Source organism: Xanthomonas sp. CFBP 8443 (assembly GCF_025666195.1).
Lineage (GTDB): Bacteria > Pseudomonadota > Gammaproteobacteria > Xanthomonadales > Xanthomonadaceae > Xanthomonas_A.
Window position 1 is genome coordinate 4,875,491 of the sequence record NZ_CP102592.1, and the last position, 22,425, is coordinate 4,897,915.

Annotated in this window: 21 protein-coding genes; all 21 read right to left on the reverse strand. The window is 62.8% G+C overall.

The window, feature by feature from the left end; translation table 11 throughout:
• Positions 1 to 255: 255 nt before the first annotated feature.
• Entirely contained in the window at positions 256 to 498 is a 243-nt protein-coding gene (locus NUG20_RS20310; protein WP_263396184.1) for a DUF2274 domain-containing protein, read from the reverse strand.
• A complete protein-coding gene (locus tag NUG20_RS20315) occupies positions 495 to 1,778 on the reverse strand; it encodes a TraB/TrbI/VirB10 family type IV secretion system protein (RefSeq protein WP_263396185.1) in 1,284 nt (427 codons plus the stop codon). Before NUG20_RS20315 ends, NUG20_RS20310 begins: the two co-directional genes overlap by 4 nt.
• A 2-nt stretch (positions 1,779 to 1,780) precedes the next feature.
• Complete coding sequence (trbG, locus tag NUG20_RS20320; protein ID WP_263396186.1) at positions 1,781 to 2,773, reverse strand: P-type conjugative transfer protein TrbG; 993 nt, start codon at positions 2,771 to 2,773, stop codon at positions 1,781 to 1,783.
• Positions 2,770 to 3,474 (reverse strand): conjugal transfer protein TrbF, encoded by a 705-nt coding sequence (trbF, locus tag NUG20_RS20325; RefSeq protein ID WP_263396187.1) that lies wholly within the window; start codon positions 3,472 to 3,474, stop codon positions 2,770 to 2,772. The genes trbG and trbF overlap by 4 nt, the downstream gene beginning before the upstream one ends.
• A 24-nt stretch (positions 3,475 to 3,498) precedes the next feature.
• Positions 3,499 to 4,881 (reverse strand): P-type conjugative transfer protein TrbL, encoded by a 1,383-nt coding sequence (gene trbL, locus NUG20_RS20330; protein WP_263396188.1) that lies wholly within the window; start codon positions 4,879 to 4,881, stop codon positions 3,499 to 3,501.
• Positions 4,878 to 5,180 carry a hypothetical protein gene (locus NUG20_RS20335; protein WP_263396189.1) on the reverse strand — a complete coding sequence of 101 codons (303 nt, stop codon included), beginning with the start codon at positions 5,178 to 5,180 and terminating at the stop codon, positions 4,878 to 4,880. The genes trbL and NUG20_RS20335 overlap by 4 nt, the downstream gene beginning before the upstream one ends.
• A gap of 11 nt (positions 5,181 to 5,191) precedes the next feature.
• Positions 5,192 to 5,929, reverse strand: a complete 738-nt coding sequence (gene trbJ, locus NUG20_RS20340; protein ID WP_263396190.1) for a P-type conjugative transfer protein TrbJ — start codon at positions 5,927 to 5,929, stop codon at positions 5,192 to 5,194.
• Positions 5,926 to 8,376 carry a conjugal transfer protein TrbE gene (trbE, locus tag NUG20_RS20345; RefSeq protein WP_263396191.1) on the reverse strand — a complete coding sequence of 817 codons (2,451 nt, stop codon included), beginning with the start codon at positions 8,374 to 8,376 and terminating at the stop codon, positions 5,926 to 5,928. The genes trbJ and trbE overlap by 4 nt, the downstream gene beginning before the upstream one ends.
• 12 nt (positions 8,377 to 8,388) lie before the next feature.
• Positions 8,389 to 8,673 (reverse strand): VirB3 family type IV secretion system protein, encoded by a 285-nt coding sequence (locus NUG20_RS20350; protein ID WP_210670257.1) that lies wholly within the window; start codon positions 8,671 to 8,673, stop codon positions 8,389 to 8,391.
• On the reverse strand, positions 8,670 to 9,053 hold the full coding sequence (locus tag NUG20_RS20355; RefSeq protein WP_263396192.1) for a TrbC/VirB2 family type IV secretion system protein: 384 nt from the start codon (positions 9,051 to 9,053) through the stop codon (positions 8,670 to 8,672). The genes NUG20_RS20350 and NUG20_RS20355 overlap by 4 nt, the downstream gene beginning before the upstream one ends.
• The gene (trbB, locus tag NUG20_RS20360) at positions 9,050 to 10,096 is read right to left on the reverse strand and encodes a P-type conjugative transfer ATPase TrbB (protein WP_263396193.1); all 1,047 of its coding nucleotides are present in this window, start codon (positions 10,094 to 10,096) and stop codon (positions 9,050 to 9,052) included. Before trbB ends, NUG20_RS20355 begins: the two co-directional genes overlap by 4 nt.
• Positions 10,093 to 10,569, reverse strand: coding sequence for a CopG family transcriptional regulator (locus NUG20_RS20365; protein WP_263396194.1), 477 nt, complete (start codon positions 10,567 to 10,569; stop codon positions 10,093 to 10,095). The genes trbB and NUG20_RS20365 overlap by 4 nt, the downstream gene beginning before the upstream one ends.
• Positions 10,566 to 12,563, reverse strand: a complete 1,998-nt coding sequence (locus tag NUG20_RS20370) for a conjugal transfer protein TraG (protein ID WP_263396195.1) — start codon at positions 12,561 to 12,563, stop codon at positions 10,566 to 10,568. The genes NUG20_RS20365 and NUG20_RS20370 overlap by 4 nt, the downstream gene beginning before the upstream one ends.
• Before the next feature lie 236 nt (positions 12,564 to 12,799).
• Positions 12,800 to 13,063 (reverse strand): EexN family lipoprotein, encoded by a 264-nt coding sequence (locus tag NUG20_RS20375; protein ID WP_263396196.1) that lies wholly within the window; start codon positions 13,061 to 13,063, stop codon positions 12,800 to 12,802.
• Entirely contained in the window at positions 13,060 to 14,004 is a 945-nt protein-coding gene (locus NUG20_RS20380) for a LysR family transcriptional regulator (protein ID WP_263396197.1), read from the reverse strand. Before NUG20_RS20380 ends, NUG20_RS20375 begins: the two co-directional genes overlap by 4 nt.
• A gap of 128 nt (positions 14,005 to 14,132) precedes the next feature.
• Positions 14,133 to 15,173, reverse strand: coding sequence for an aldo/keto reductase (locus tag NUG20_RS20385; protein WP_263396198.1), 1,041 nt, complete (start codon positions 15,171 to 15,173; stop codon positions 14,133 to 14,135).
• Positions 15,174 to 15,251: 78 nt separating this feature from the next.
• The gene (locus NUG20_RS20390) at positions 15,252 to 16,559 is read right to left on the reverse strand and encodes an NAD(P)/FAD-dependent oxidoreductase (protein ID WP_263396199.1); all 1,308 of its coding nucleotides are present in this window, start codon (positions 16,557 to 16,559) and stop codon (positions 15,252 to 15,254) included.
• Positions 16,560 to 16,756: 197 nt separating this feature from the next.
• Positions 16,757 to 18,175, reverse strand: coding sequence for an aldehyde dehydrogenase family protein (locus NUG20_RS20395; protein ID WP_263396200.1), 1,419 nt, complete (start codon positions 18,173 to 18,175; stop codon positions 16,757 to 16,759).
• Positions 18,176 to 18,203: 28 nt separating this feature from the next.
• Positions 18,204 to 19,325 (reverse strand): Zn-dependent alcohol dehydrogenase, encoded by a 1,122-nt coding sequence (locus tag NUG20_RS20400; protein ID WP_263396201.1) that lies wholly within the window; start codon positions 19,323 to 19,325, stop codon positions 18,204 to 18,206.
• A 23-nt stretch (positions 19,326 to 19,348) separates the two neighbouring features.
• Positions 19,349 to 19,975, reverse strand: coding sequence for a TetR/AcrR family transcriptional regulator (locus NUG20_RS20405; protein WP_263396202.1), 627 nt, complete (start codon positions 19,973 to 19,975; stop codon positions 19,349 to 19,351).
• 164 nt (positions 19,976 to 20,139) lie between these two features.
• Positions 20,140 to 22,128: a relaxase/mobilization nuclease domain-containing protein gene (locus tag NUG20_RS20410; RefSeq protein WP_263396203.1), complete on the reverse strand. Its 1,989-nt coding sequence runs from the start codon at positions 22,126 to 22,128 to the stop codon at positions 20,140 to 20,142.
• Positions 22,129 to 22,425 lie beyond the last annotated feature (297 nt).

The following is a 22,425-nucleotide window of genomic DNA, read 5'->3' on the forward strand; positions in this document are numbered from 1 at the left end:
GATGAGAGCACGCGGCGGTGCGAAAGGTCTTACGGAGCAACAAGTTAGGCCAGATTTCGGCCATCGAGTGCTCTTGATGCTTTTCTGGTTAGGTGCCGCATAGGCGCTTCGCGGTAGCAAGCCCAAGGGCGGCGCAGCGGGCAAGGTCGCACTGTCATCAGTGCCGTGGCTTGTCGCATGCGGCCTCTCAAAACGAAAGCGCAGCCGGTGGGCTGCGCTTTCGCTTGTGAGCTGATGGTGGATGCGCCCGCATCGTCAACTCGGCTTCGGCAGCGGCGCCTTGTTCGTCCCTCCTTTCCTGAATCCCCGATCGCCCGCGATGAACGCCTCCAGCATGTGCGGGATCAGCGTCACGGCATCGACCGCCTCGCCATACGCCTGCGCGTGTACTGCGGCGTAGCGGTCGAGGTCTGCTTTCAGGCTGGCCGGGCAGGCAAAGGTCAGCTTCGTGGATTCCGTTTTTGGGAGCGGCCCGAGCCGCAGGTTGCGCGTCGTCATCGTGAAATCCCCTTGTTGAAGAACAACGGCTGATAAGGCCGCAGCACCAGATCGCGGTTGGCGATGACGCGAACCGGTAGGCCCGGCCGCTCGGTCAGCGTCGGCTGGATGTTCATGTTGCGCCGGGTCATCTCCTGGCCGACCTGATTGATGCTGTCCTGCGCGCTGTCGCGCCCGGCGATGATGATGCGGTCGCCGTCCTGGCGGTTCTCGGGCGCGGCCAGCTCGGCGCCGACGCCCAGCAGAGTGGTCAGCGCCGCGCCAGCGAAGATGCGGCCCCAATGGTAGTCCACGTCATCTTCCAGCCCGGCATAGCCAGCTGGGTCGGCTCCGACCAGGTTGTCGAGCGTCAGCGAAGACGTGTCGGGCAGGATGATCCGGTTCCACACCACCTGCACGCGGCTTTGTCCGTAGCTGACCTGGCTGTTGTAGCGGCCCAGGATGCGCGAACCTTGCGGGATCAGCAGGAAGCGCCCGGTGGCCGTGTCATAGACAGGCTCCGTCACCGTAGCGATCACATCGCCCGGCAAGTCGGACTTGATACCCGTCACCAGCGCACCGGCGATGACCGTTCCGGCCATGACCTGATACGGCGAAGCCGGCAGGGTCAGGTTGCCGGAATTACGGGTTTCCGTGGTTCCAGCTTTTTGGAACGCCTCTTTCTGGTCTTGCCGGTTCTGTACCGTCGTCGGGTCGGCGGGCTGCGCCGCCGCGGAGGCCGGCCCGGCCGCCATCGGGTCGAACGCCGCATTAGCGGCGAAGCCCAGCGCAGCGGTAGCCTGCGACTGCGCCACCGGCGCGGCCTTGTGCGTGCCAGAGCGGAAGAACACGGACGATGCCGCAGCCGCTTCGGCTTCCTTGCGCAGCGCATCGTTCGGGTCGTTGCCAGGGGCCGCATAGGTGGCCGTCACCGGCTGCTGCGACTTGACGATGGCCGGGCCAAGATCACCCGGCAGCGGCGGCCCCAGTTCGGGCACCGTGGGCGGCAAGGCCCGCGGCAGCTTGGAGTAGTCCGCCGGCAGCGCATCCAGCCCTTCGGACTTGGAGACCCGATCGACGTTGTAAAGCTCGGTCTGCTCGCCAGCACCGCGCCGCTGCGGTTGCAGCGACCACATCAATGCGCCGAGCACGGCGACCGACAGGCCGCCGGCGATGATGGCCAGCGTGCGCCGGTTCAGGCGCGTGACCGGGCGCGGCTGGGCGCGCAGCGCCACCGCTTCGGGTGTGATCTTGCCCGCCGCCTGTGGCGCGGCGAGGTCGGGAGTGTCGTCCTGGCTCATGGTCAGTTCCTCCGCGCAACGCCGTCGGTGCGCTCGATCCGCACCACGTCACCACCATCGCCGCCCAGGCGCAGTTCGGCCGCGCCAAAGAGTCGATCCACGATGTAGTACGGCGAGCGGAAGCGGTAGTTGACGAGCTGGCCGTCACCCTGCGCGCCGATGACGAACAGCGGCGGCAGTTCGCCTTGGGCGATACCCGGCGGGAACTGGATATAGACTTTCTCGCCATCGTCGAAGGCTCGCTGCGGCTTCCACGGCGGATTGCTGCCGCTGATCGCGTAGCGGAAACGGATCTTCTCCAGCGCTAGGCCGGTATCGACCGGCGCGGCGGCACTGGCCGCCTGCGACTGGCGCTGCAAGGCCAGCATCCGGTCTTTCGGGTAGTCCCATGACACCGACGCCATCCATGCCTTTTCCGTGGAAGTCAGTTCCAGCAGGTACGTCCTGCGGCTGGTGGTGATGACCAGATTGGTCTTCAGGCCCGAGCGAGTGGGCTTGAGCAGCACATTGACGCGCAGCGCCTCGCCGCTGCCGCTGGACGTGTCGCCGACAATCCAGCGCACGGTGTCGCCAGCGGCGACCGTCACCAGTTCCTCGCCAGGCTGGAGCGAAACCACGGTGACGCGCCCCGGTGCCGCATAGACCTGATACAACGCTCCGTCGCTGTACGGCCACACTTGGATCGCATTGACGTAGCCCTCGCGGGTCGGCGCGATGCGCGCTTCTGCATTGGCGCGCGAGACGCGCACCTTCTCGTCGGTCGGCTCCGGCACGGTCGCTGCCTCGTCCACCTCCGGCAGCGGCTTCAACTGTGCCGGCAGCGCCAGCGGCTCGGGCACGGCGACGACTTCGACCGGCTTGGGCGGCTCAGGCAGCGGCTGCGCCTGCACCGGCTCATCGAGCGAGATGGTCGGCGGCGGCTTGCCCTGCGAGGCGCAGCCCGACAGGGCCGCAAGCATCAGCGCGAAAGCGTAAAAGCGTAAAGGCAGGTTCATGGCTTGGCTCCTTCGGAAGAATCCAGTTCGCGGCTCCACGATAGGCCGTTGACGTAGATCCCCAGCGGGTTCTTGCGCAGGCGCTGTTCGGTGCGCGGGGTTTGCAAAACGGTTGAAAGCACGGCGTTCCAGCGTTCGGTGCCGGCGGGTGCGCCGTTGACGAACCGCTGTTCCGTCCAACGGACGTTGAACGAGGCATCGCTGGCGCGGGTAACACTGGTGATCTGCACCGTCACCGACTCGCGGCCGACACGGGCGAATGGATCGTTCTTACTCGCGTAGTCGTTGAGCACGGCTGCGCCCCTGTCGGTGGTGTAGTCATAGGCATCGAGCCAGTTCTGCCGCACCACGATGGGATCGATGGACAGCGAGCGCACCAGCGTCACGAAGCGCGCCAGGTGATGCGCGATCTGCGCATCGGCAGGCCGGTACGGCGTGGCGGCCTCGCCCACGGTACGCACCTGGCCGGACTGATCGACTTCGATGACGTATGGGGTCACGATGGACTGCGCCGAGCGCCACACCAAACCGCCGGCCATCAGCAGCGCGAGCGTGAGGCAGCCGAAGGCCATCAGCCGCCAGTTCTTGGCCTGTACGCGCGATGAGCCGATGCGCTCGTCCCACACCTGGGCGGCGGCTTGATACGGAGTGGCAGGCTGCGGCGTATCGGCATAGCGCACCTGCGGTCGTTTGAATCGCATGGTCAGTTCTCCTTGTGAATCGCTTTAGTCGTCGGAGCCGCGCAGGCTCGGGCCTTGCCCGGAGCCGCCGCCATCGCCACCGCGCAGCGTGTGGGCGGCAGTGGTCGCGGCATGGGTGATCTGCTGGCGGCGGTGCATCCGCTTGGCCCATGCGGGCTGCTCTTGCTTCTGCGAGCTGGCGGCATCGCCAGCGGACGCCTGGCCGGAGCCAGCCGTACCGGGCGCAGCGCCGCCACCGGCCTCTGTGCCGTTCCATCCAGCGCGGAAAGAGCTAGTCATCTTCTGCGCAGCGCCGGACGCACCGGATGCGGCGCTACGCCCGGCAGCCTGCGCGCCGGTCTTGGCGACATTGCCCAAGCCGGCCATCGCGCCCTTGGCCCCGCCGCCTGCAGCGGCGGAACCGGCCTGGAATGCCGAGCGTGCGCTGCCGGCGGCCGAAGTGGCGGCACGCGCACCGGCCCCGGCCAGCTTGGCGGCCGCAGGCGCCATGCGTGCGCCGGCGACCACGGCACCGCCCACGCCGGTTGCGGCGGCACCGATGGCAACGGCCGTGCCGGCGGCACCGACAGCGGCACCGGCCATCGCGCCTGCGCCAAGCTGCGGCGCACCGGACACCAGACCCGTGGCGATGCCGGGGCCGAAGATGCCCAGCGCCAGCAACGCGAGCGAGGCCAGCATCACGACAAGGGCGTGGTCGATGGAAGGCTCGTCGGGATGAACCTGGAACTCCGCGAACAGGCCCGAGCCAATGCCGACGATGACGGCCAGCACCAAGACCTTGATGCCCGACGACACCACGTTGCCGAGCACCTTTTCGGCAAGAAACGAGGTCTTGTTCCACAAGGCGAACGGCACCAGCACGAAGCCCGCGAGCGTGGTCAGCTTGAACTCGATCAGCGTGATGAAAAGCTGGATCGCCAGCACGAAGAAACACAGGATGACGGTGAGCCAGGCGAGGAACATCACCACGATGGGGTCGATGTTCACGAACACTTCGGGGAAGCCCGCCATGTCGCCAATCTGGTCGAGGATCGGCGCACCGGCGTCGATGCCGGTCTTGGCCAGCCGCCCCGGTTGCAGGAAGTTGTCCATCGTCATGGTCGAGCCGGTGGCCGTCAGGCCAAGCCCGGCGAACGAGCGAAAGACGATGCCAGCCAGCCAGTTGAAGTTGCCGATGATGTAGGCGAAGGCACCGACGTAGAGCACCTTGCGCAGCAGCTTGGCGATCACGTCCTCGCCCTGGCCGGTGGCGTGGCTCATGGCCCAATACAGGCCCGCGATCGTCATGTCGATGACGATCAGCGTGGCGGTGAGAAACGCCACTTCGCCTTGCAGCAGGCCGAACCCCGAGTCGATGTAACGCGAGAACGTATCGAGGAAGCGGTCGATGATGGTCACGTCGTTCATGGGGTGTCCTCTTCAATGGGTTCATCGAAGCTCGCCGGAATCGGCGGCAGCTCGGCCAGCGTCCGGTATTCGTCAGGCCCGGCCTGGCCGGAGAAGAAGCGCCGCCGGAAGGCTTCCGCGGCGGCGCGGCAGTCGTCTTCACCCACGGCCTGACGGCCATCCGCGCACTGCGTACGCAACGCCTTGAGCCGCGCAGGATCTACGGTCAAAGCGTCGGCCAGGTTCTCGGCCGAGTGCTGGCCGCAAGCGGTCAGCAGCAGGGCCAGCAGCGAAACCGACAGGACGGGAGCGCATCGCATGGCCGCCTCCGTCAGTTGTTGTAGAAATTGATGGACTGCGGCGTGTACGGCGTGCCGCTGCCGAGGAAGCGCCGCCGCACTTCGCGGGCGCGCTCGGTGGCCGCCGCCTGCCGCGCCAGTTCCAGCGACGCCGCGCGGTCTTGCGTGATCTGGAGCTGCTGGGACTGGATGGACTGCTTGGCCTGCAAGGCAAGAAGCTGGTTGGTCGCCTGTTGCGCCTGCAAGGCGCCGGTGGCCGACTGGCTCTGGCTCACGAGGTCGGCCAGTGCGCTTTCGTCTTGCGTCAGGTTCTGCGATACCTGCGCCTGCATCCGCATCGCGGTGTGCAGGCCGTCGAGGGTGTTCTTCCAACGCTCGCGGGCGTCCTGCGCCATGCGGTCGCCGCTGACGGTGGCGGCGTACTGCTCCGGGTACAGACGGGCAAACGTGGCATCCATGCTCTGCACGTCGTAGGCCAGTCCCTGCGCCTCGGCGATCAGGCGTTCGGTGGTAGCGAGCGTGGAGCGCAGGCGGTTGACGATGTTGAAATCGAGGCTCGTCAGATTGCGGGCCTGGTTTATCAACATCTGCGCTTCGTTCTGCAGCTGATTGATCTGGTTGTTGATCTGCTCCATCGTGCGGATTGCCGTCAGCGTGTTCTGCACAAGGTTGGCGGGGTCGATGAACGTGACCGCCGATGCGGGCTGCGCGGTCAGCAGTGTCACCGACAGCACAGCGGCCAGGGATACGGAAAGGGCACGGGTCTTCATGGCGAAACCTCCAGCGGTTGAGAAGCGAGGAAAGAAGTCGCCGCCGGTGAGGACGGCAGCAGGTCGGCGGCCCAATCGAGGCCGCGATGGCGCAGCCACGCGCCGGCGAAGCCGGGAGCGCCGGCCTGCGTCAGCACGCGATCCATGTCGCGTTGGTCTTGCGGAGTGGATGCGCCCGCGAAGGCGAGCGCGACCGGCCCCAGGTCGAGGTCGAACAGGCGATTGCCCAGGCGCGATTGGTAGTAGTAGTCGCGCTTGGGCTGGGCGGTGGCGACGATTTCGATTTGCCGGCTGTTGAGGCCGAAGCCCTCGTAGATCGTGCGAATCTGCGGCTCAGTGGCCTGCGGATTGGGTAAGAAAATCCGGCTGGCGCAGCTTTCGATGATCGCGGGCGCGATGGTCGAGTCCTTAATGTCTGCCAGACTCTGCGTGGCGAAGATCACGGACACGTTTTTCTTGCGCAGCGTCTTCAACCATTGGCGAATGCGCGCGGCGAAAGACGGCTCATCGAGGAACAGCCACGCCTCATCCAGAATCAGCAGCGTCGGCGCACCGTCGAAACGCTCATCGAAGCGGGCGAACAGGTAGCGCAGCACCGCTTGCACGGCGGCGGGGCTGTGCATCAGTTCTTCCATCTCGAAGCCCTGCACGTCCCCGAGGCCGAGGCGATCGGTGTCCGCGTCCAGCAGCTTGCCGTGCGCGCCGCCGAGCACGTAGGGCGCGAGTGCCTGCCGCAGCGCGTTCGATTGCAGCAGCACGGACAGCCCGGTGAGCGTGCGTTGTTCCACCGGTGCGCCGGCCAGGCTCCCCAGAGCCGACCAGATGACCGCCTTCTCGTCGGGGCCGACCGTGACACCTTCGTGCAGCAGGCGGCCCTCCACCCATTCCGCCGCCCAGGAGCGATAGCTTTCCCGGTCGATACGCGCGAGCGGCTGGAAGGCAATGCCGCCATCGGCACCCAGGTCGTAGTGCTCGCCGCCCAGGCCCAGGATGGTGGCGCGCATCGAGCGGCCCATATCGAAGGCGAACACGCGCGAGCCGCGATAGCGGCGGAATTGCTGCACCAGAATGGCAAGCAACACCGACTTGCCCATGCCGGTCGGCCCAGCGACCAACGTGTGCCCCACGTCGCCGATGTGCGTCACCAGCCGGAACGGCGTGGCGCCATCGGTGCGGGTGACGATCAACGGCGGGCCGTCCAGATGGTCGTTCTTCTCCGGCCCGGCCCATACGGCGGACAGCGGCATCATGTGCGCCAGATTCAGCGTCGAGACGATGGGCTGGCGCACGTTCGCGTAGGCGTTGCCGGGGATGGACGACAGCCACGCATCCACGGCGTTCAAAGTCTCGGGGATGGTCACGAAACCCCGGCCCTGGATGACGCGCTCCACCATGCGCAGCTTTTCGTCGGCCGCGGCCGGGTCGGCGTCGAGTACCGTCACCGTTGCAGTGAAGTGACCGAAGGCCACCTGATCGCCACCCAGCTCCTGCATGGCGGCATCTGCGTCGGCAGCCTTGTTGCTGGCGTCGGTATCCACCAGGGGCGATTCCTGCTGAAAGATCGTCTCGCGCAGCAGCGCGATGACGTTCTTGCGCTTGGCGAACCATTGGCGGCGCAGGCGGCCGAGTTCCTTTTCCGCTTCGGCTTTGTCGAGGCAGAGAAAGCGCGTGCTCCAGCGGTAGGCGAAGCCCAGGCGGTTGAGGTCGTCCAGCAGGCCCGGCCAGGTGGAAGTCGGAAAGCCCCGCACCGACACCACGCGCAGGTGTTGGTCACCCAGCGTCGGCGCCAGGCCACCGACCAGCGCGGAGTCGGCCAGCAGTGCGTCGATATGGAACGGTACTTCGGGTACGCCCACGCGGTAGCGCCGCGTGGACACCGTGGCGTGCAGGTAGGTCAGCGTCTCGGCGTCATCGAGCCAGGCGATTTCCGGCATCACGCCATCGAGCAAGTCGAAGACACGATCGGTTTCCGCTACGAAGGCATCGAGCCGGCCGCGCCAGTCCACGCCGTCGCCCGGCGAGTTCTCATAGAGCAGCTTGGCCGCGCGGGCGCGGGATTCCTCGGGCGGCAGGTAAGCCAGCGTCAGGTGATAGGCGCTCTCGAAGTGATGCCCCAATTCCTCGAAGGCGGCGCGGCGTTCCTCGTCCACGAGCCAGGACAGCGGTTCGGGAAAGTCGGAGTGTGGGTAGTCCGCCGCCGGTCGGCGCTCGGCCTCAATGAACAAGGCCCAGCCCGAACCTAGCCGGCGCAGCGCGTTGTTGAGCCGCGCCGACGTGGCGATCAGTTCGCCCTGCGTCGCGCTGTCCAGATCAGGCCCACGAAAGCGCGCCGTGCGCTGGAAACTGCCGTCCTTGTTCAAGACGATGCCCGGCGCGATCAGGCCGGCCCAAGGCAGCCAGTCGGCAAGCAAGGCTGGGCGCTGGCGGTATTCGGCAAGGTTCAGCATGGCGGCGTCCCCCTACACGTCCAGCAGCGGTTTGTGCTTGATGTGCCGGGCGAAGACCTGCATGAACTGCGGATCGACGCGCGCCCCCCAGACCGCCAGCGAATGGCCGACGATCCAGAGCACTACACCGGGAATCCACAGTTGCAGGCCCAGCCCGACGGCGGCAGCCAGCGTGCCGTTGGCGATCGCCACCGTGCGCGGCGCACCGCCCAGCAGGATCGGCTCGGTCAGCGAGCGATGCAGCGGGATCTCGAAGCCAGACGCGAAGCCCGGCGCCCCTTCATTGGCGGTGCTCATACGACCGCCCCGCCGGAGAACGAGAAGAACGACAAGAAAAACGAGGACGCCGCGAACGCGATGGACAGACCGAACACGATCTGGATCAGCTTGCGGAACCCGCCGCTGGTATCGCCGAAGGCCAGCGCCAGGCCGGTGGAAATGATGATGATGACCGCGACGATGCGTGCCACCGGCCCCTGGATGGATTCGAGGATGGAGGTCAGTGGCCCCTCCCAGGGCATCGATGAACCGGCGGCCTGCGCGGTGCCAGCTGTCATCAGCATGACGGCGGCCAGCAGCAGGCCGTGCTGCGCCGGCGCGGCCAGGCGCCGCAGGCGTGCGAAGGCCGAAGCCGGATTTACCGAAATGCGGAAAGCATGAATGTGCATCTGCGTCATGGCAGTTCTCCAGAGGGTTCAGGGGACGGGGAAGGAACTGGCGGCAGCTCGGGAAACGGCGTTTCCAGCGCATCCGCCATGCGATAGCCCGCGCCGTCGAAACCGACGACACGTGCGATGCTTTCGACGTGGCGCTTACGGCCACGCCCGGCGATGTGGATGACGACGTTGATGGCCTCGACGATCAACGCGCGCGGCGGATTCACCGCCACTTCGAGAATCAGTTGCTCCAGGCGCAGCAGCGCGCCCAAGGCGGAACCGGCGTGAATCGTGGCGATGCCGCCGGGGTGGCCGGTGCCCCACACCTTGATGAGATCAAGCGCCTCGCCGCCGCGCACCTCGCCGACGATCACGCGGTCGGGGCGCAGGCGCATCGTGGCGCGCACCAGCTCCTGCATCGACACCACGCCTGCGCGCGTGCGCAGCGGCACATGGTCGCGGGCGGCGCATTGCAGCTCGATGGTGTCTTCGAGCACCAGCACGCGGTCGCCCGTGGCGGCGATCTCGGCCAGCAGCGCGTTGGCGAGCGTGGTCTTGCCAGTGCTGGTGCCGCCGGCGATCAGGATGTTCTGGCGCTCGCGCACGGCGCGGCGCAGGAAGTCCGCCTGGCCGGCAGTCAGGATGCCGTCGGCCACATAGCGATTCAAGCCGATGATGCTCACGGCCCGCTTGCGCAGCGCGAACGCCGGCCCCGGCGCTGCCGGCGGCAAGATGCCCTCGAAGCGTTCGCCCGTCTCGGGCAATTCGGCGGTCAAGAGCGGCTGACCGCGATGGACTTCCGCGCCGACGTGGGCCGCGACAAGACGAATGATGCGTTCGCCATCGGCCTCGGACAGTTCCACGCCTAGCGGTGCGCGGCCTGACGACAGCCGATCGACCCATAGGGTGTGATCGGGGTTGAGCATGATTTCCACCACGTCAGGGTCTTCCAGCGCGGCGGCGATCAACGGCCCCATTGCCGTGCGCAGCATCTGGATGCGGCGATCCTGTGAAGTGGTGGCCGACGAGCGTGGTTCGGGTGGGATCTGTGGAATGGCGCTCATGAGGCACGCTCCGCAGCACGTTCATGGGCTTCGGCCAGCGCCGCCGCGTCATCCATGCGCGCGGTGTCCGGGTGCAGTTCTTCCACCACGTCGCGCACCAGACTGCGGCCGCGCAGCAGGTGCCTGCCGAGTTGCTCGATGAACTGCTCGAAACGCGCCTTGCCGTGGGCACGGGCCGCGTCCTGATGCGCCTCGGGCACCGGCGTGCTGACGGTCAGGAAGTAGCGGATGAACAGCGCCAGCGTTTCGATCTGGATGTTCTGGTCGCGCTCCAGGCGTTCGGCCTGCCGCGACAGGCGATCCAGCCGCTTGGCAATGGCGGCTTCGCGCTGGTCGCTCGCGTCCGGCGACAGCCAGGACGCGAGCGCCGCCGCGACGATGCTGGATTTCGAGACGCCTTTCTTGGTGGCCAGTTCTTCCAGCCGCTTGGCGTGCTCGTGTTGGATAAAAAGATTGAGGCGGTATTGGCTCATAAGTCGATTCCGTCGTTGGGGTCGAGGGAGGCCAGCCGCGCCGTGCGCTGCATGGCCGGGTCAAGCTGGCCTGGAAGCGGCAGCGGCAGGTCGTCGTCGTCATCGAGCAGCGCCAGGTCATCGGGCGCATCCAGCTCGGGGGCGTAGGCGAAGGATTCGGAGAGTTCGGGTTGGCGGCGCGGACCGCCGTCGTCGGTGCCGCCCAGGTCATCGGCGGAGGCCGTGGCTGATGCGGCGGGCACGGCCGGGATCGCCAGGCCGCTCCAGTCGTCGGCGCGGGCCGGTGGCAGGTCGGCGTACTGCCCGGCCGCCAGCGCGGGCGGCGGCAACTCGCGCTGCTTGAAATTGGCGTCGGCGTAGTAGCGCAGCTTCTTGGCCTTGATCGGCGCGACGCTGGACACCATCACCACCGATTCATCGGGTGGGAGTTGCATCACTTCGCCCGGCGTCAGCAGCGGTCGGGCCGTCTCCTGCCGCGACACCATGAGATGCCCGAGCCACGGCGCGAGCCGGTGGCCGGCGTAGTTGCGCTGCGCGCGCAGTTCGGTGGCGGTGCCCAGCGTTTCGGAAATGCGTTTGGCCGTGCGTTCGTCGTTGGTAGCGAACGTCACCCGGACATGGCAGTTGTCCAGAATCGAATGGTTCTGCCCATACGCTTTGTCGATCTGGTTGAGCGACTGCGCGATGAGGAAGCTGCGGATGCCGTAGCCCGCCATGAAGGCCAGGGCCGTCTCGAAGAAGTCCAGACGGCCCAGCGCCGGAAACTCATCAAGCATCAACAACAGCTTGTGACGGCGTTCGATGCCATCGCTGCCATCGAGCGATTCGGTGAGGCGTCGCCCGATCTGGTTCAAGATGAGCCGGATCAACGGCTTGGTGCGGCTTATGTCCGAAGGCGGCACCATCAGGTACAGCGAAACGGGATGCTCGGACGCAATCAGGTCGGCGATACGCCAGTCGCAGCGTGAAGTGACTTCGGCCACCGTGGGGTCGCGGTACAAGCCCAGGAAGCTCATCGCGGTGGAGAGCACGCCAGACCGCTCGTTGTCGCTCTTGTTGAGCACTTCACGCGCGGCGGACGCGACAACCGGGTGCGGTGCATCGCCCAGGTGCTTCGTCGTCATCATCCGATGCAGCGTCAGCTCGAACGGGCACGCCGGGTCGCTGAGGAAGTTGGCGACGCCACGCAGCGTCTTGTCCTCGCCCGCGTAGAGCACATGCAGAATGGCGCCGACCAGCAGCGCGTGCGAAGTCTTCTCCCAGTGATTGCGCTTCTCCAGTGCGCCTTCGGGGTCAACGAGAATGTCGGCGATGTTCTGCACGTCGCGCACTTCATGCGCGCCGCGCCGCACTTCCAGCAGCGGGTTGTACGCGGCCGAACTAGCATCGGTGGGGTTGAACAGCAGGCAATGCGAGAAGCGCGAGCGCCAGCCGGCGGTGATCTGCCAGTTCTCACCCTTGATGTCGTGGATCACTGCCGATGCAGGCCAGGACAGCAAGGTCGGCACCACCAGGCCCACGCCTTTGCCCGAGCGCGTGGGCGCGAACGTCAGGACGTGTTCCGGGCCTTCATGACGCAGGTACTGTCCGTCATGCAGACCGAGAAAGACGCCGACCGACTGCATCAGCCCGGCCTTGCGAATGTCGGCGGTGTTGGCCCATCGTGCCGAGCCGTAGGTCGTCACCAGCCGCGATTGCCGCGAGCGCCACACCGACATGGCGATGGCGACCACTACGGCGACCAGGCCGCTGCCGCCCGCAATGGCGCCGCCTACGTCGAAGACGTGCGGCGCGTAGGCATCGAAGAAGAACCACCACTCGAACAGCCGCCACGGGTGATAGACCGGCGTACCGAAGAAATCGAACCAGGGCGAGCCAAGGCGTAGTTGGTAGGCCAGCGCGGCGGCTGTCCATTGCGTTGCACTCCACACACCGGCGATCACGATGCTGAAAACAACCGCGATCTGTCCGAACAACACGCCCTGAGCTTGCATTGACTGGCCTCCGATTTCCTCTGCGCTGATTCCTCGTTCACACGCGGCACAAGGACGTGCCGCATGACGCGAGAATCGGTGCTGGGTCGGTGCCGGTCAAAGACCGTTATCGGGAGAAAGGTCGATAAAAAAGTGAGATTTCGCGCACGAGCGCAGGCAGTAAAAACGCCGCAAGCGATGGCGCGTTGCGGCGTGTCGAGCAAGAAATCGGAAGAGTCGTAGTGAAGTGCCTACGATCAAAACTTGGGCGGACTCTCCGGCGGCGTATAGGGCACCGTGCCATCGCCATAGAACCGCTTGCGTGTGGCCTCGGCTACCCGGTTGCACAACACGTCGCCCAGTCTGGCGCGATCGGCCTTGCACTGCTGGCGCAACTCTTTTAACCGTGCCGGATCGGCAGCCAGTTCCTCCACGGTCGGCACGTCAGCCTGCTTGGGCGTCTCCGATTGACCGCAGGCGGTCAGCACCGCGACCAGCAGGAAGGGGATGCTCTTCATCATGGCTCGGGTTCCTCCGGGGTGTCGGCATCAAGGCCCGGCAGGGGCCTGCTGCCTTCGGGCGATTCGATGGCCTGCACACGGTCGATGAAGCGAGCCAGGGTTTCCGAGGGATCGCCTGCCGGGCGCAGCAGATATGTCGTCAACGGTGGAACGCGAGATGCTAGCGGACGGGCCACGACGCCCGATTCGCGGCTGGTAGCGATCTGCGAAGCCCCAGCCAGGCCCAAGGCGAAACCCGCCGCCACCAGCGCCATCATCAGGTCAATGGATGCAACCCGTTCAGCAATCAATGGCTCTTGATCAACTTTCCGCAGCACCCGTTCAATCTGCCGCGAGCAGCCTTCGCACGCATGAAGATCGCCAAGTACCAGCGGATAACGCAGTATTTCTTCCAATGGAATGCGCTTGTACGTTAGCAGAGGATGACGGGCAGGCACTGCCACCATCAAGGGATCCTTCCAGATTGCTTCGGCGATGATTCCGTCGCCGACTTCATCTGATCTCGCGAAACCTACGTCATACAAATCGTCGTGCAGCCCTTTGATCTGCTGTGCCAGTGGAACCTCGGATAGACGTATCTCGATCTCCGGTTCTTCCTGGCGGCACAACGCCAGGAAGGTCGAAAACCGAGACGGTGGAATGCCATCCGAAAGCGCTACCCGCAACTGACTGTGAAAACCATTGACAGCGGCTCGCACACTGCCGCGCGCCTGCTCCAAGGCAGCGAAGACACGGGGGACGTGCTCCAAAAACAGCATGCCGGCGCGGGTGAGACGGGTTCTGCGCGTCGTGCGAACAAAGAGCTGTGCGCCCAAGTCCTCCTCTAGCTCCTTGATGGCTCGTGAAAGGGGTGATTGCTCAATGTGCAGTCGCTCCGCAGCACGGGCGAAGTGGAGCTCTTCGGCGACAGCCAGGAAACAGCGAAGGTGTCGTATTTCCATATCGCCGATTCACCTTTTATCCAATTTACGAAAATGGCTCCAACCACTGTCGCAAAGTTCCACTCAGCCAGCAGTCGATTGTGACGCTTTCGATGCTCTGGCAGTGCATCCCGATTTAATGCAAAATCTCACCAATTGGATTGAACGAGGAGGCTATTTCTCTCAGCCCCTTGGAAATCGAGCATCCATCTGGGGTAATTGGCGGGCAAGCCGCTAACTCTAGCGATTAAATTCAACTCATGTTGCGTCAACTGCAACTCAGCTGCTTTGAGGTTATCTTCCAATTGATCCATGCGTTTTGCCCCGATCAGAACAGACGAAACCGCCCTCTGGCTTAGCAGCCATGCAAGTGAAATCTGGGCTACTGACGCGTCATGTGCGTCGGCAATAGAACGAAGCACGTCCAGCGTTTCAAAACCACGCGTCCCATCTATCGGGGGAAATTGCATTGCTGATCGGCGGCTACCTTCGGGTTCAGGCATGTCCCGCTGCCTTTTCCCACTGAGGAACCCGCCCGCGAGCGGACTCCACACGATCAGCCCGACGCCTTCACTCAGCAACATGGGAGCAATTTCCTGCTCTAAATCTCGCCCGACTACCGAGTAGTAGGCTTGAAGCGATGAGAAGCGAGTGAGTCCTAAACGCTCCGAAATTCCAAGTGCTTTAGCAATTTGCCATGCAGCCCAATTCGATACGCCCACATAGCGGACAAGGCCTTGACGGACGAGATCATCAATCGCTCGCAATGATTCTTCGATCGGTGTGGCCGGATCAAATCCATGCAGTTGATAAATGTCAATATAGTCAACCCCCAGCCGTTTAAGGCTTCCTTTTGCAGCATTGAGCAGATGGCCCCGCGAAGAACCTGCATCGTTTGGCCCACTACCCATCGCCAAAAATGCTTTGGTAGCGATCAGATAGCTTTCGCGTTGCACGCCAGAATTGCGAAGAGCTTTCCCAAGGATTTGCTCAGAACTTCCGAGGGAATACCCATCGGCTGTATCAAAGAGATTAACTCCGCTCTCAAGGGCGTGCGAAACAAACGCGTTGGCTTCCTGTTGCCCCACTCCACCGAGCAGCGGGTAGTCCCGGTTTTCGCCGAATGTCATAGTGCCAAGGCCAAGCTCTGATACGAACAATCCGGTATTTCCTAAACGATTGAACTTCATGATGCGCTCCTGAAATATTGACTCGATATTGCTTCTGTTAACTCAATTCCCAAAGGGAGCCCTGAGACACATGACTACTTAGTCCAGGCGTATCGGAGCGCGCAGACGGGCATTTAATCTATCAACGAACCATAGAAGGCTACCGCGCAGGATTCCGTGGAGCCGCGCTTGATGGCTCCGGTACAACATGACGTGGCCGAACTGAGCTAGTCGTCCGCGTATAGTCGTCCCCTTGAAGAAGCCGAACTTCCCCAAAGACCCGAAAGCTCCGTATTCTCCTAGCGAAACTAGAGAGCCAAGGACTTGGGGCTGGAATGGTGGAATACTGGCCTTATGCAGAATTGCAATAGGGAGATAGCGAATCAAGTGCAAGGCCTGCTGATGGGCGATCTGAGCCGTAGGTGGCAAGGCACGAATGGCACCGGTAAGCGTCAAACTTGCACAATCGCCGAGCGCATAGATATTGGAATCCACAGTAGATTGCAGCGATGGCTCGACTAGAACTTGGTTGGCTCGATTGGATTCAAGTCCACCTAAACCCCACAGAAAATCCGGAGCTTTTACTCCTGCCGCCCACACTTTCAGAGAAGCTTCCAGTCTTGTCCCGTCATCCATTGCAAAGCCTTGGTCATCGACAGACTTGACATGCGCATTAGTCACGACACGAACCCCGAGTGCTTCCAGACGCGCACGAGTGGAGACGGAAATGTCTTCGGGAAATGCGGGCAAGAGACGTGGCCCGCTTTCTATCAGCGTGATCGCTAGTCGTGATGCCAGATCGCTTGCGCCGTATGCGACGGAGGATTCGGTGAGCTGTACTAATTCTGCTGCCAGTTCTACGCCAGTTGCGCCGCCCCCTACGATGCCAATTGACAGTTGCAAGTCTTGCGCGAGGCATTGGAGGATGCGAAATCTGATTTCCTGATTGAAAGCCTCTGCCTGCTGACGGGAATCTATCTTGCGGCAGTGGGCTTCCACTCCTGGCGTACCAAAGTCGTTGGCTTGACTGCCAAGTGATAACACTAAGGTGTCGTAAGCCAATCCACGTTCAGGGATCAATAGTCGTCCGTCAGGCGCATAGAGTGCAGCGAGCCGGATCGCGCGCGCTTCGCGATCGATTCCAAGCAAATCTCCCGGCTCAAAGGAGAATCCAACGTAACTGCCATGAGCGATATACGGCGTTTGCTGTTGTGAAATGTCGCGCGTGCCAGCTGCAATCGTGTGTAGCATCGGCTTCCATACATGTGCCCACTCACGATCCACGAGCGTGACTGAGGGAAAATTTCTGCGATTCTTTCCCTTTCGAGCCAGTGCAGTGGCAATTTCCATACCAGCAACGCCACCGCCCACAATAACGATACGGTGCCTGATTTCGTTTTCTTTCATCTACATTCCTAACGGCAGGTGCAAACCTGCAGGCCGATACGTTATTTCGGGTTGACTCTCTAAAACAGGAAACCTCGCTTAGGATTCGCTGCAATCTATACACCGATCTCAGCGGATGCATAGCTGCAATGGGGCCTTAAGAGGAGCCAATCAGATTTAGGGAGTCGCAAACCATCATCCCTGCGCCGAAACGGCATTCAGGACGCGATTTTGTTCGCGATATTGATGATTTTCACCTGGGTAAAAGCTTCAATCCCTTCAATTCCCGATTCGAGGCCGATACCCGATTCCTTGGCGCCCCCATACGGAACGTCGAGCGGGATGTCAAAGTGCTTGTTTACCCAAACCGTGCCCGACTCAACACGCAAGGCGAGTCGGGCGCCTCGTTCCGCATTGCTGGTCCAGATCGTGCACCCCAAGCCATACTCCGAATCGTTGACGCGCCGGACGACCTCATCTTCCGTTTCATAGGACAGGATGGGGATGACAGGGCCAAACTGTTCTTCCCGCACCAAGCGGACATCGTCGTGAAGATCGCGCACTACAGTGGGTTGAATGAAAAATCCATCCCGCGGCAAGGCCGCGCCTCCCGCAATCACCGTTCCGTGGCTACGCGCATCTTCAATGAGCGCCAGAACCTTCTCGAATTGCTGCCGATTTTGCAGTGGGCCAATCTGCGTGTCCGGATTGAACCCGTCGCCGACGACGGCCTCATTAGCCAACTTGGCAAGCTCGCTGCACAGCGCATCATGCAGCGAACGAGGGGCATAGATGCGCTTGGCGGCCAAGCAAACTTGACCAGCGTTGAGCATCGCTGCGTTGAAGACCTTGGGGGCAACTTCCTTCACGTCGGCATCATCGAGAATGATGGCCGCATCGTTACCGCCCAGCTCCAACGTTAATCGCTTCACCGTCGCCGCGGCGCTTTCCATTACTCGCTTGCCCGTCGCGGTCGAGCCGGTGAAAGCGACCTTTGCCACGTCCGGGTGACTGGTGAGCAGGCTGCCAAGATCATTGGCATCCACAATTACATTCAGCACCCCAGGAGGAAGGATGTTGGCGGCGATCTCACCCAACAACGCCGTAGTCAACGGTGTAGTCGGGGCAGGCTTTGCGACCATTGTATTGCCTGCGCTGAGCGCCGGTCCGATTTTGATGAAAAGCAGTGCCAGGGGGAAATTCCAAGGCGTTATGGCCGCAACAACGCCCAAGGGGATCCGCTGCTCAAGAATCCTGCCGTCTTCGGCTTCTTTGCGGATATGGAGGGGCAAGTCGAAGCTCGCATAGAAGCGCAGAATCGCTATCGACCCTGCGACTTCGTAGCCGGCTTGAGAAAGGGGCTTGCCCTGTTCGCGTGTGAGTAGTTCCGTGAGCTCTTGTTGACGCGCTTGCAGCGCATCAGCCAGCTTGTTCAAGTAGATCTTCCTTTCCTCCTGTTTCAACGTCGACCAGCTCGAAAAGGCCCGTTTGGCTGCACTTACAGCCTGATTGAGTAGCTGTTCATCCGCGCGTGCACAAGTTGCGAAAACTTTTCCACTCGCCGGATTAATCACGTCGATACTGGATGGTCCATCCACAAGCTTTCCATCGACTAGGATTTTGTATTTGTTAGTCATGGCATTTCTTCTCAAAGGAAAGTTGGTATCAAAAACGAGTGATAACACTGCGTGCAACGACGCCGCGCTTTAACTCTTGATAAGCATCATTGATTTCATTGATGCTTATTTCTCGGGAAATCAGGTCGTCGAGATTGAATCGTCCTTGCAAATAGAGAGAGGCATACATTGGGATGTCGCGCTTGATGTTTGTTGATCCCATATACACGCCCTGGATGGACACTTGATTGACCAAGAGATCCATCAAGGCATCAACATTGATTGGCGAGTTGGGCTTGTGCATTCCGATCAAGTAGGCACCGCCGCCTTTGCGGAGCATCTTGATGGATTGCTCGGTGGTCGACTTGAGTCCAATCACCTCGAACGCGTGATCGACCCCACCATTGGTCAGTGCGCGCACTGTTTCAACGGGATCGCCATCGGTTGCGAGAACGAAATCTGTTGCGCCGAACTGGCGCGCAAGCGATTCTTTAAGAGGCTGGGTGTCAATAGCAATGATTCGCTCCGCGCCGGCCAGCTTTGCGCCTGATATGACATTCAGGCCGACGCCCCCGACGCCGATCACAGCCACGGTGTCGCCCGGTTTGACTGCCGCCGTATTGATGGCGGCACCTGCACCAGTCACGCAGGCACAACCGAGAATTGACGCCTGCGGGAACGGCAGTTCCTTCGGAACTTTTGCCAATTGGTTCTCGTGAACCAACGAGTATTCCGCGAAGGCCGCCGTGCCAAACATCGGAGTAACCGGCTTTCCATCGCGGGTAAGGCGCTGTTCCTCGTTGATGCCGCGCAAGGTCTCTTCCGGGTGCGCACACTGATAGGTACGACCATCGAGGCAAGCCTCACAATGCCCGCAATACTGAATCAACGATCCAACAACGTGATCGCCGACTGCGAACTCCCTGACATCAGGGCCAATTTCTTTGACGACTCCTGCAAGCTCGTGACCGAGGACTGCCGGCAAGGGATAGCCATAATCATGTTCTGCCAAGTGCAGATCCGAGTGGCATAGGCCAGAGGCCTTGACTTCCACCAACACTTCGCGCCCCTTAGGGTGGTCTATCTCTATGTCCTCGACGGAAAACACCCCATCGTTAGCGTTGAGTACGGCAGCCTTCATGATGATTTCTCCGGTAATTTTGATGGACATAAATTCCAACTTTCTTTTCGATGTCACGAAAGCGAACCTTCCCAGTACCAAGAGGGGTACAGTGCTTCGATAAGGAAGATGAATTTTTCGGCGTCGCGGGGAGACGGCTGTTTTAGCCAGGAGTCAAAGGCTCCAGCGACACCATGAGCGAGGAACGCTGCGTAAATTGAAAGCGCTTCGCGGCTCTTGTCAGGAGGATTGCCAACTCCCCCCTGCAATATGACATGCACGGATTTCTCGACGTGCTCCGCAAGGACTACGCGAAGTGCGTATGTAGAGGATGCGTGCCCTTCTCCATATACATTCTCGTAACGAAGGACGTGATCGATCATCTTGCGAAGAACTCGACGACTGCGATCGCGCACAAGAGAGATTGGTGCAATCTCCATTGCTTCATCACGCAGATCATCGAGATCAGCGGACAGCACACCAGTCAGGAACTCGACTGGTGAACTTGCGTGATCGTAGAACGTCGCTCTATTGATGCCTGCTCGACGGGTCAGTTCGGCGACCGAAGCTGTCGTGATATCGCGTTCGCTGGCAAGGGCAAGCACTGCTTCCGTTAGCTGCGTTCGAGTGCGCTCGATTCGAGCATCCTCGGACAGTGCTTTCCCTGCGCCCTTGGTGGTGCAAGTAGAGTTTTTTTTCATGGTGTCCTAGGGCCTAGCCAAGATAAACAACAGGTGTCGTCTAAGTAGGCATTATCGCACCGGGGCGTCTCGTGTCAACTAGCGATGCGCCGAAGGTATGAGCCTCCCTAGCTACAAGGGGGTCGCCATGGTTTAGGGCATAGCGGCGCACGAAGGCGCCTACACTACATTTGTAGCCCTTGCAGCCTTCCAATTTCCCACGACACGGCGCCGCCGCGCACCGTCGCGGCGAGCTGCAGCCCAAGCCGCTGTTCGATCACCGGCTTCCACGGCACCAAGCTGAATCCCATGCCATCGTCCAACATCGCATAGCGCCCGCTGGCGAGCATGATGGGGCGCCGGTAGATGCCAGCCACGCGCTGCCCGTCCGTCACAGAGCGATGCTCCAAGCCGGTTTCTGCGGCAATGTCCTTGGCGGCCTGCGCAAGTTCCCGATTACGCAGCGTCCCCAGCAGGTTGCGGGCGAGGATTACGCGCTGCCCCCGCCGCTGGACTAGCCCCTGTTCTTTGAGGAAGTCGGCGCGCTTGCGCAACGCGTCCTTGACCTCGGCCCCAAAACCCAGGTGTCCCAGCCCCCTGCCTCCACCGATCAACTGCTGATCGAGCCAGGTAGCCCCGATCACGCGGGCCTGTCGCTCGATGGGTAGGTGCGATTTCAGCTCCACCGCCAGGCCGCCCAGGCGTTGCGCGTCGTACTGGCGGCCACGCTCGGCCAGGTCGTCCGGCACCTTCCATAGCCCTTCGGCCACGCGCTCCACGATGCCGGCGCGGCGCAGGGCTTCCAGCCGGCGGATATGGGCCGCGACGACTTCCTGTGGATCGCGGCCGGCCTTGGCCCGACCCTGTTCGATCGCCAGGTGATGATCGGTGCGGTACAGGCCATCGCTCGCTAGCGCGGCAATGTTCTTGTCGGCCGCCCGCACCTCGGCAGAACCGCGTACCTCCATCACGGCTCCGGTGGGATAGTTCGCCAACTCGTCGCGGGCGCTCAAGGCAACGTAGTGGGCCTTGCCGTCCACGCCATCAATGACCAGATAGCCACGGTCGTGCAGCTCGTCGACCAGCCCTTTCGCCGCAACGCGGCCGATGATGGTGCGGCTATCGCCCGGCTCGAACACCGCCAGTTCTCGCGGCTGGCCGCTCATCGCCCGCTGCATGCTACGGATGATGTCGCCACGCTCGCCCAAGGCGTGCAAGGTCTTCTCCGCGTCCGCATGCACGGCCCAGATGCCGGGCTGCACCTCGTCGGCCAGGCCAAGCCGCTGCAAGCGTTGCAGCCGGCCGATCAGCAGCAGGCGTTGGCGTTGCAGCCGGGGTTCGTTGAAGCGTTCGATCTGCACCCAACCATCCTCGCCGGCCTCGCGTTGCAACGTGCGGTCGAGGCTCGTCCACCGCTCCTGTTCCACTTCGCGCTGCAAGGTCTGCTGGATCTCCAGTTCGGTGCGCGGCCCCAGCCATTCGGTCGCCAGTTCGGCGGCCCGATGCCGGAAGCCGTGGGCGATGTAGTCGCCCGCGATGATGAGGTCTTTGCCCGTGTCGTCACGCCCGCGGACGATCAAATGCGTGTGCGGGTTGTCGGTGTTCCAGTGATCGACTGCCACCCAATCCAGCCGTGTGCCCAGGTCGGCTTCCATGCGGTTCACAAAATGCCGGGTGTAGGTGCGCAGGTCGTCCAGCTCGGCGCCGTCTTCCGGTGAGACGATGAAGCGGAAATGATGCCGGTCGTCGGCGGCCCTCTCTTTGAAAGCGTCAAGGTCGGCTTCGTCGGTCTGCGGCCCGTAGGCCCGCCCAGGATCGCCATCGCGGCCGGCGCCGTCGCGCTCGATGTAGCGCAGATGCTTGGCGAGCGATTGCGGGCTGGCATTGCGTTGATTGACCAGCAGGGTCTTGATCGTCACGCGCCGAGACATGGGCGTCAGCTTCGCCCCAGCGAAGCGCGCCGCCGTATGGCCGCGCCCCAGGCGCGAGCCGGGACGCTGGCCAGCGCGTGCGCCGCTGGCCCCGGCTACGGAATGGCGCATCGAGGACTTGCCGCCGCTGGCCTTGCCAGCCTGCTTGAGCACCTTGGAAACGAAGCTCTGGCCCTGGCCTTTGCCCCGGTTCTTCGGGGCACTGGGGCGCACCCGGAAATCGTCGTCGCGGCGGTCGGTCATGGCTGCGCTCCCCGCAAGCTCTGGCGTGTCCTGTCGTGCGAAGCACGCGGGCATGCCTGCATTGGCGCGGGCCTCGCGCCCCACGCGGCACGACGGCGAAGCCGCTCCGTGCCGCGCCACCCCCATGTGCAGACTGGCTTTGCGGGCGGCAGAGTGCCGAACCCTTTTGTCTTGCCTTCCGCCTTCGCCCCTCGCTGTCGCTCCGGGCGTCGGCGGCCTGGCGGCGCTGCTGCACCCGCAGCCAGCCCGCCGGCGAACGCGGCGACGGCCATAGGCCGGGCGTGTTCAAGGCAAGAC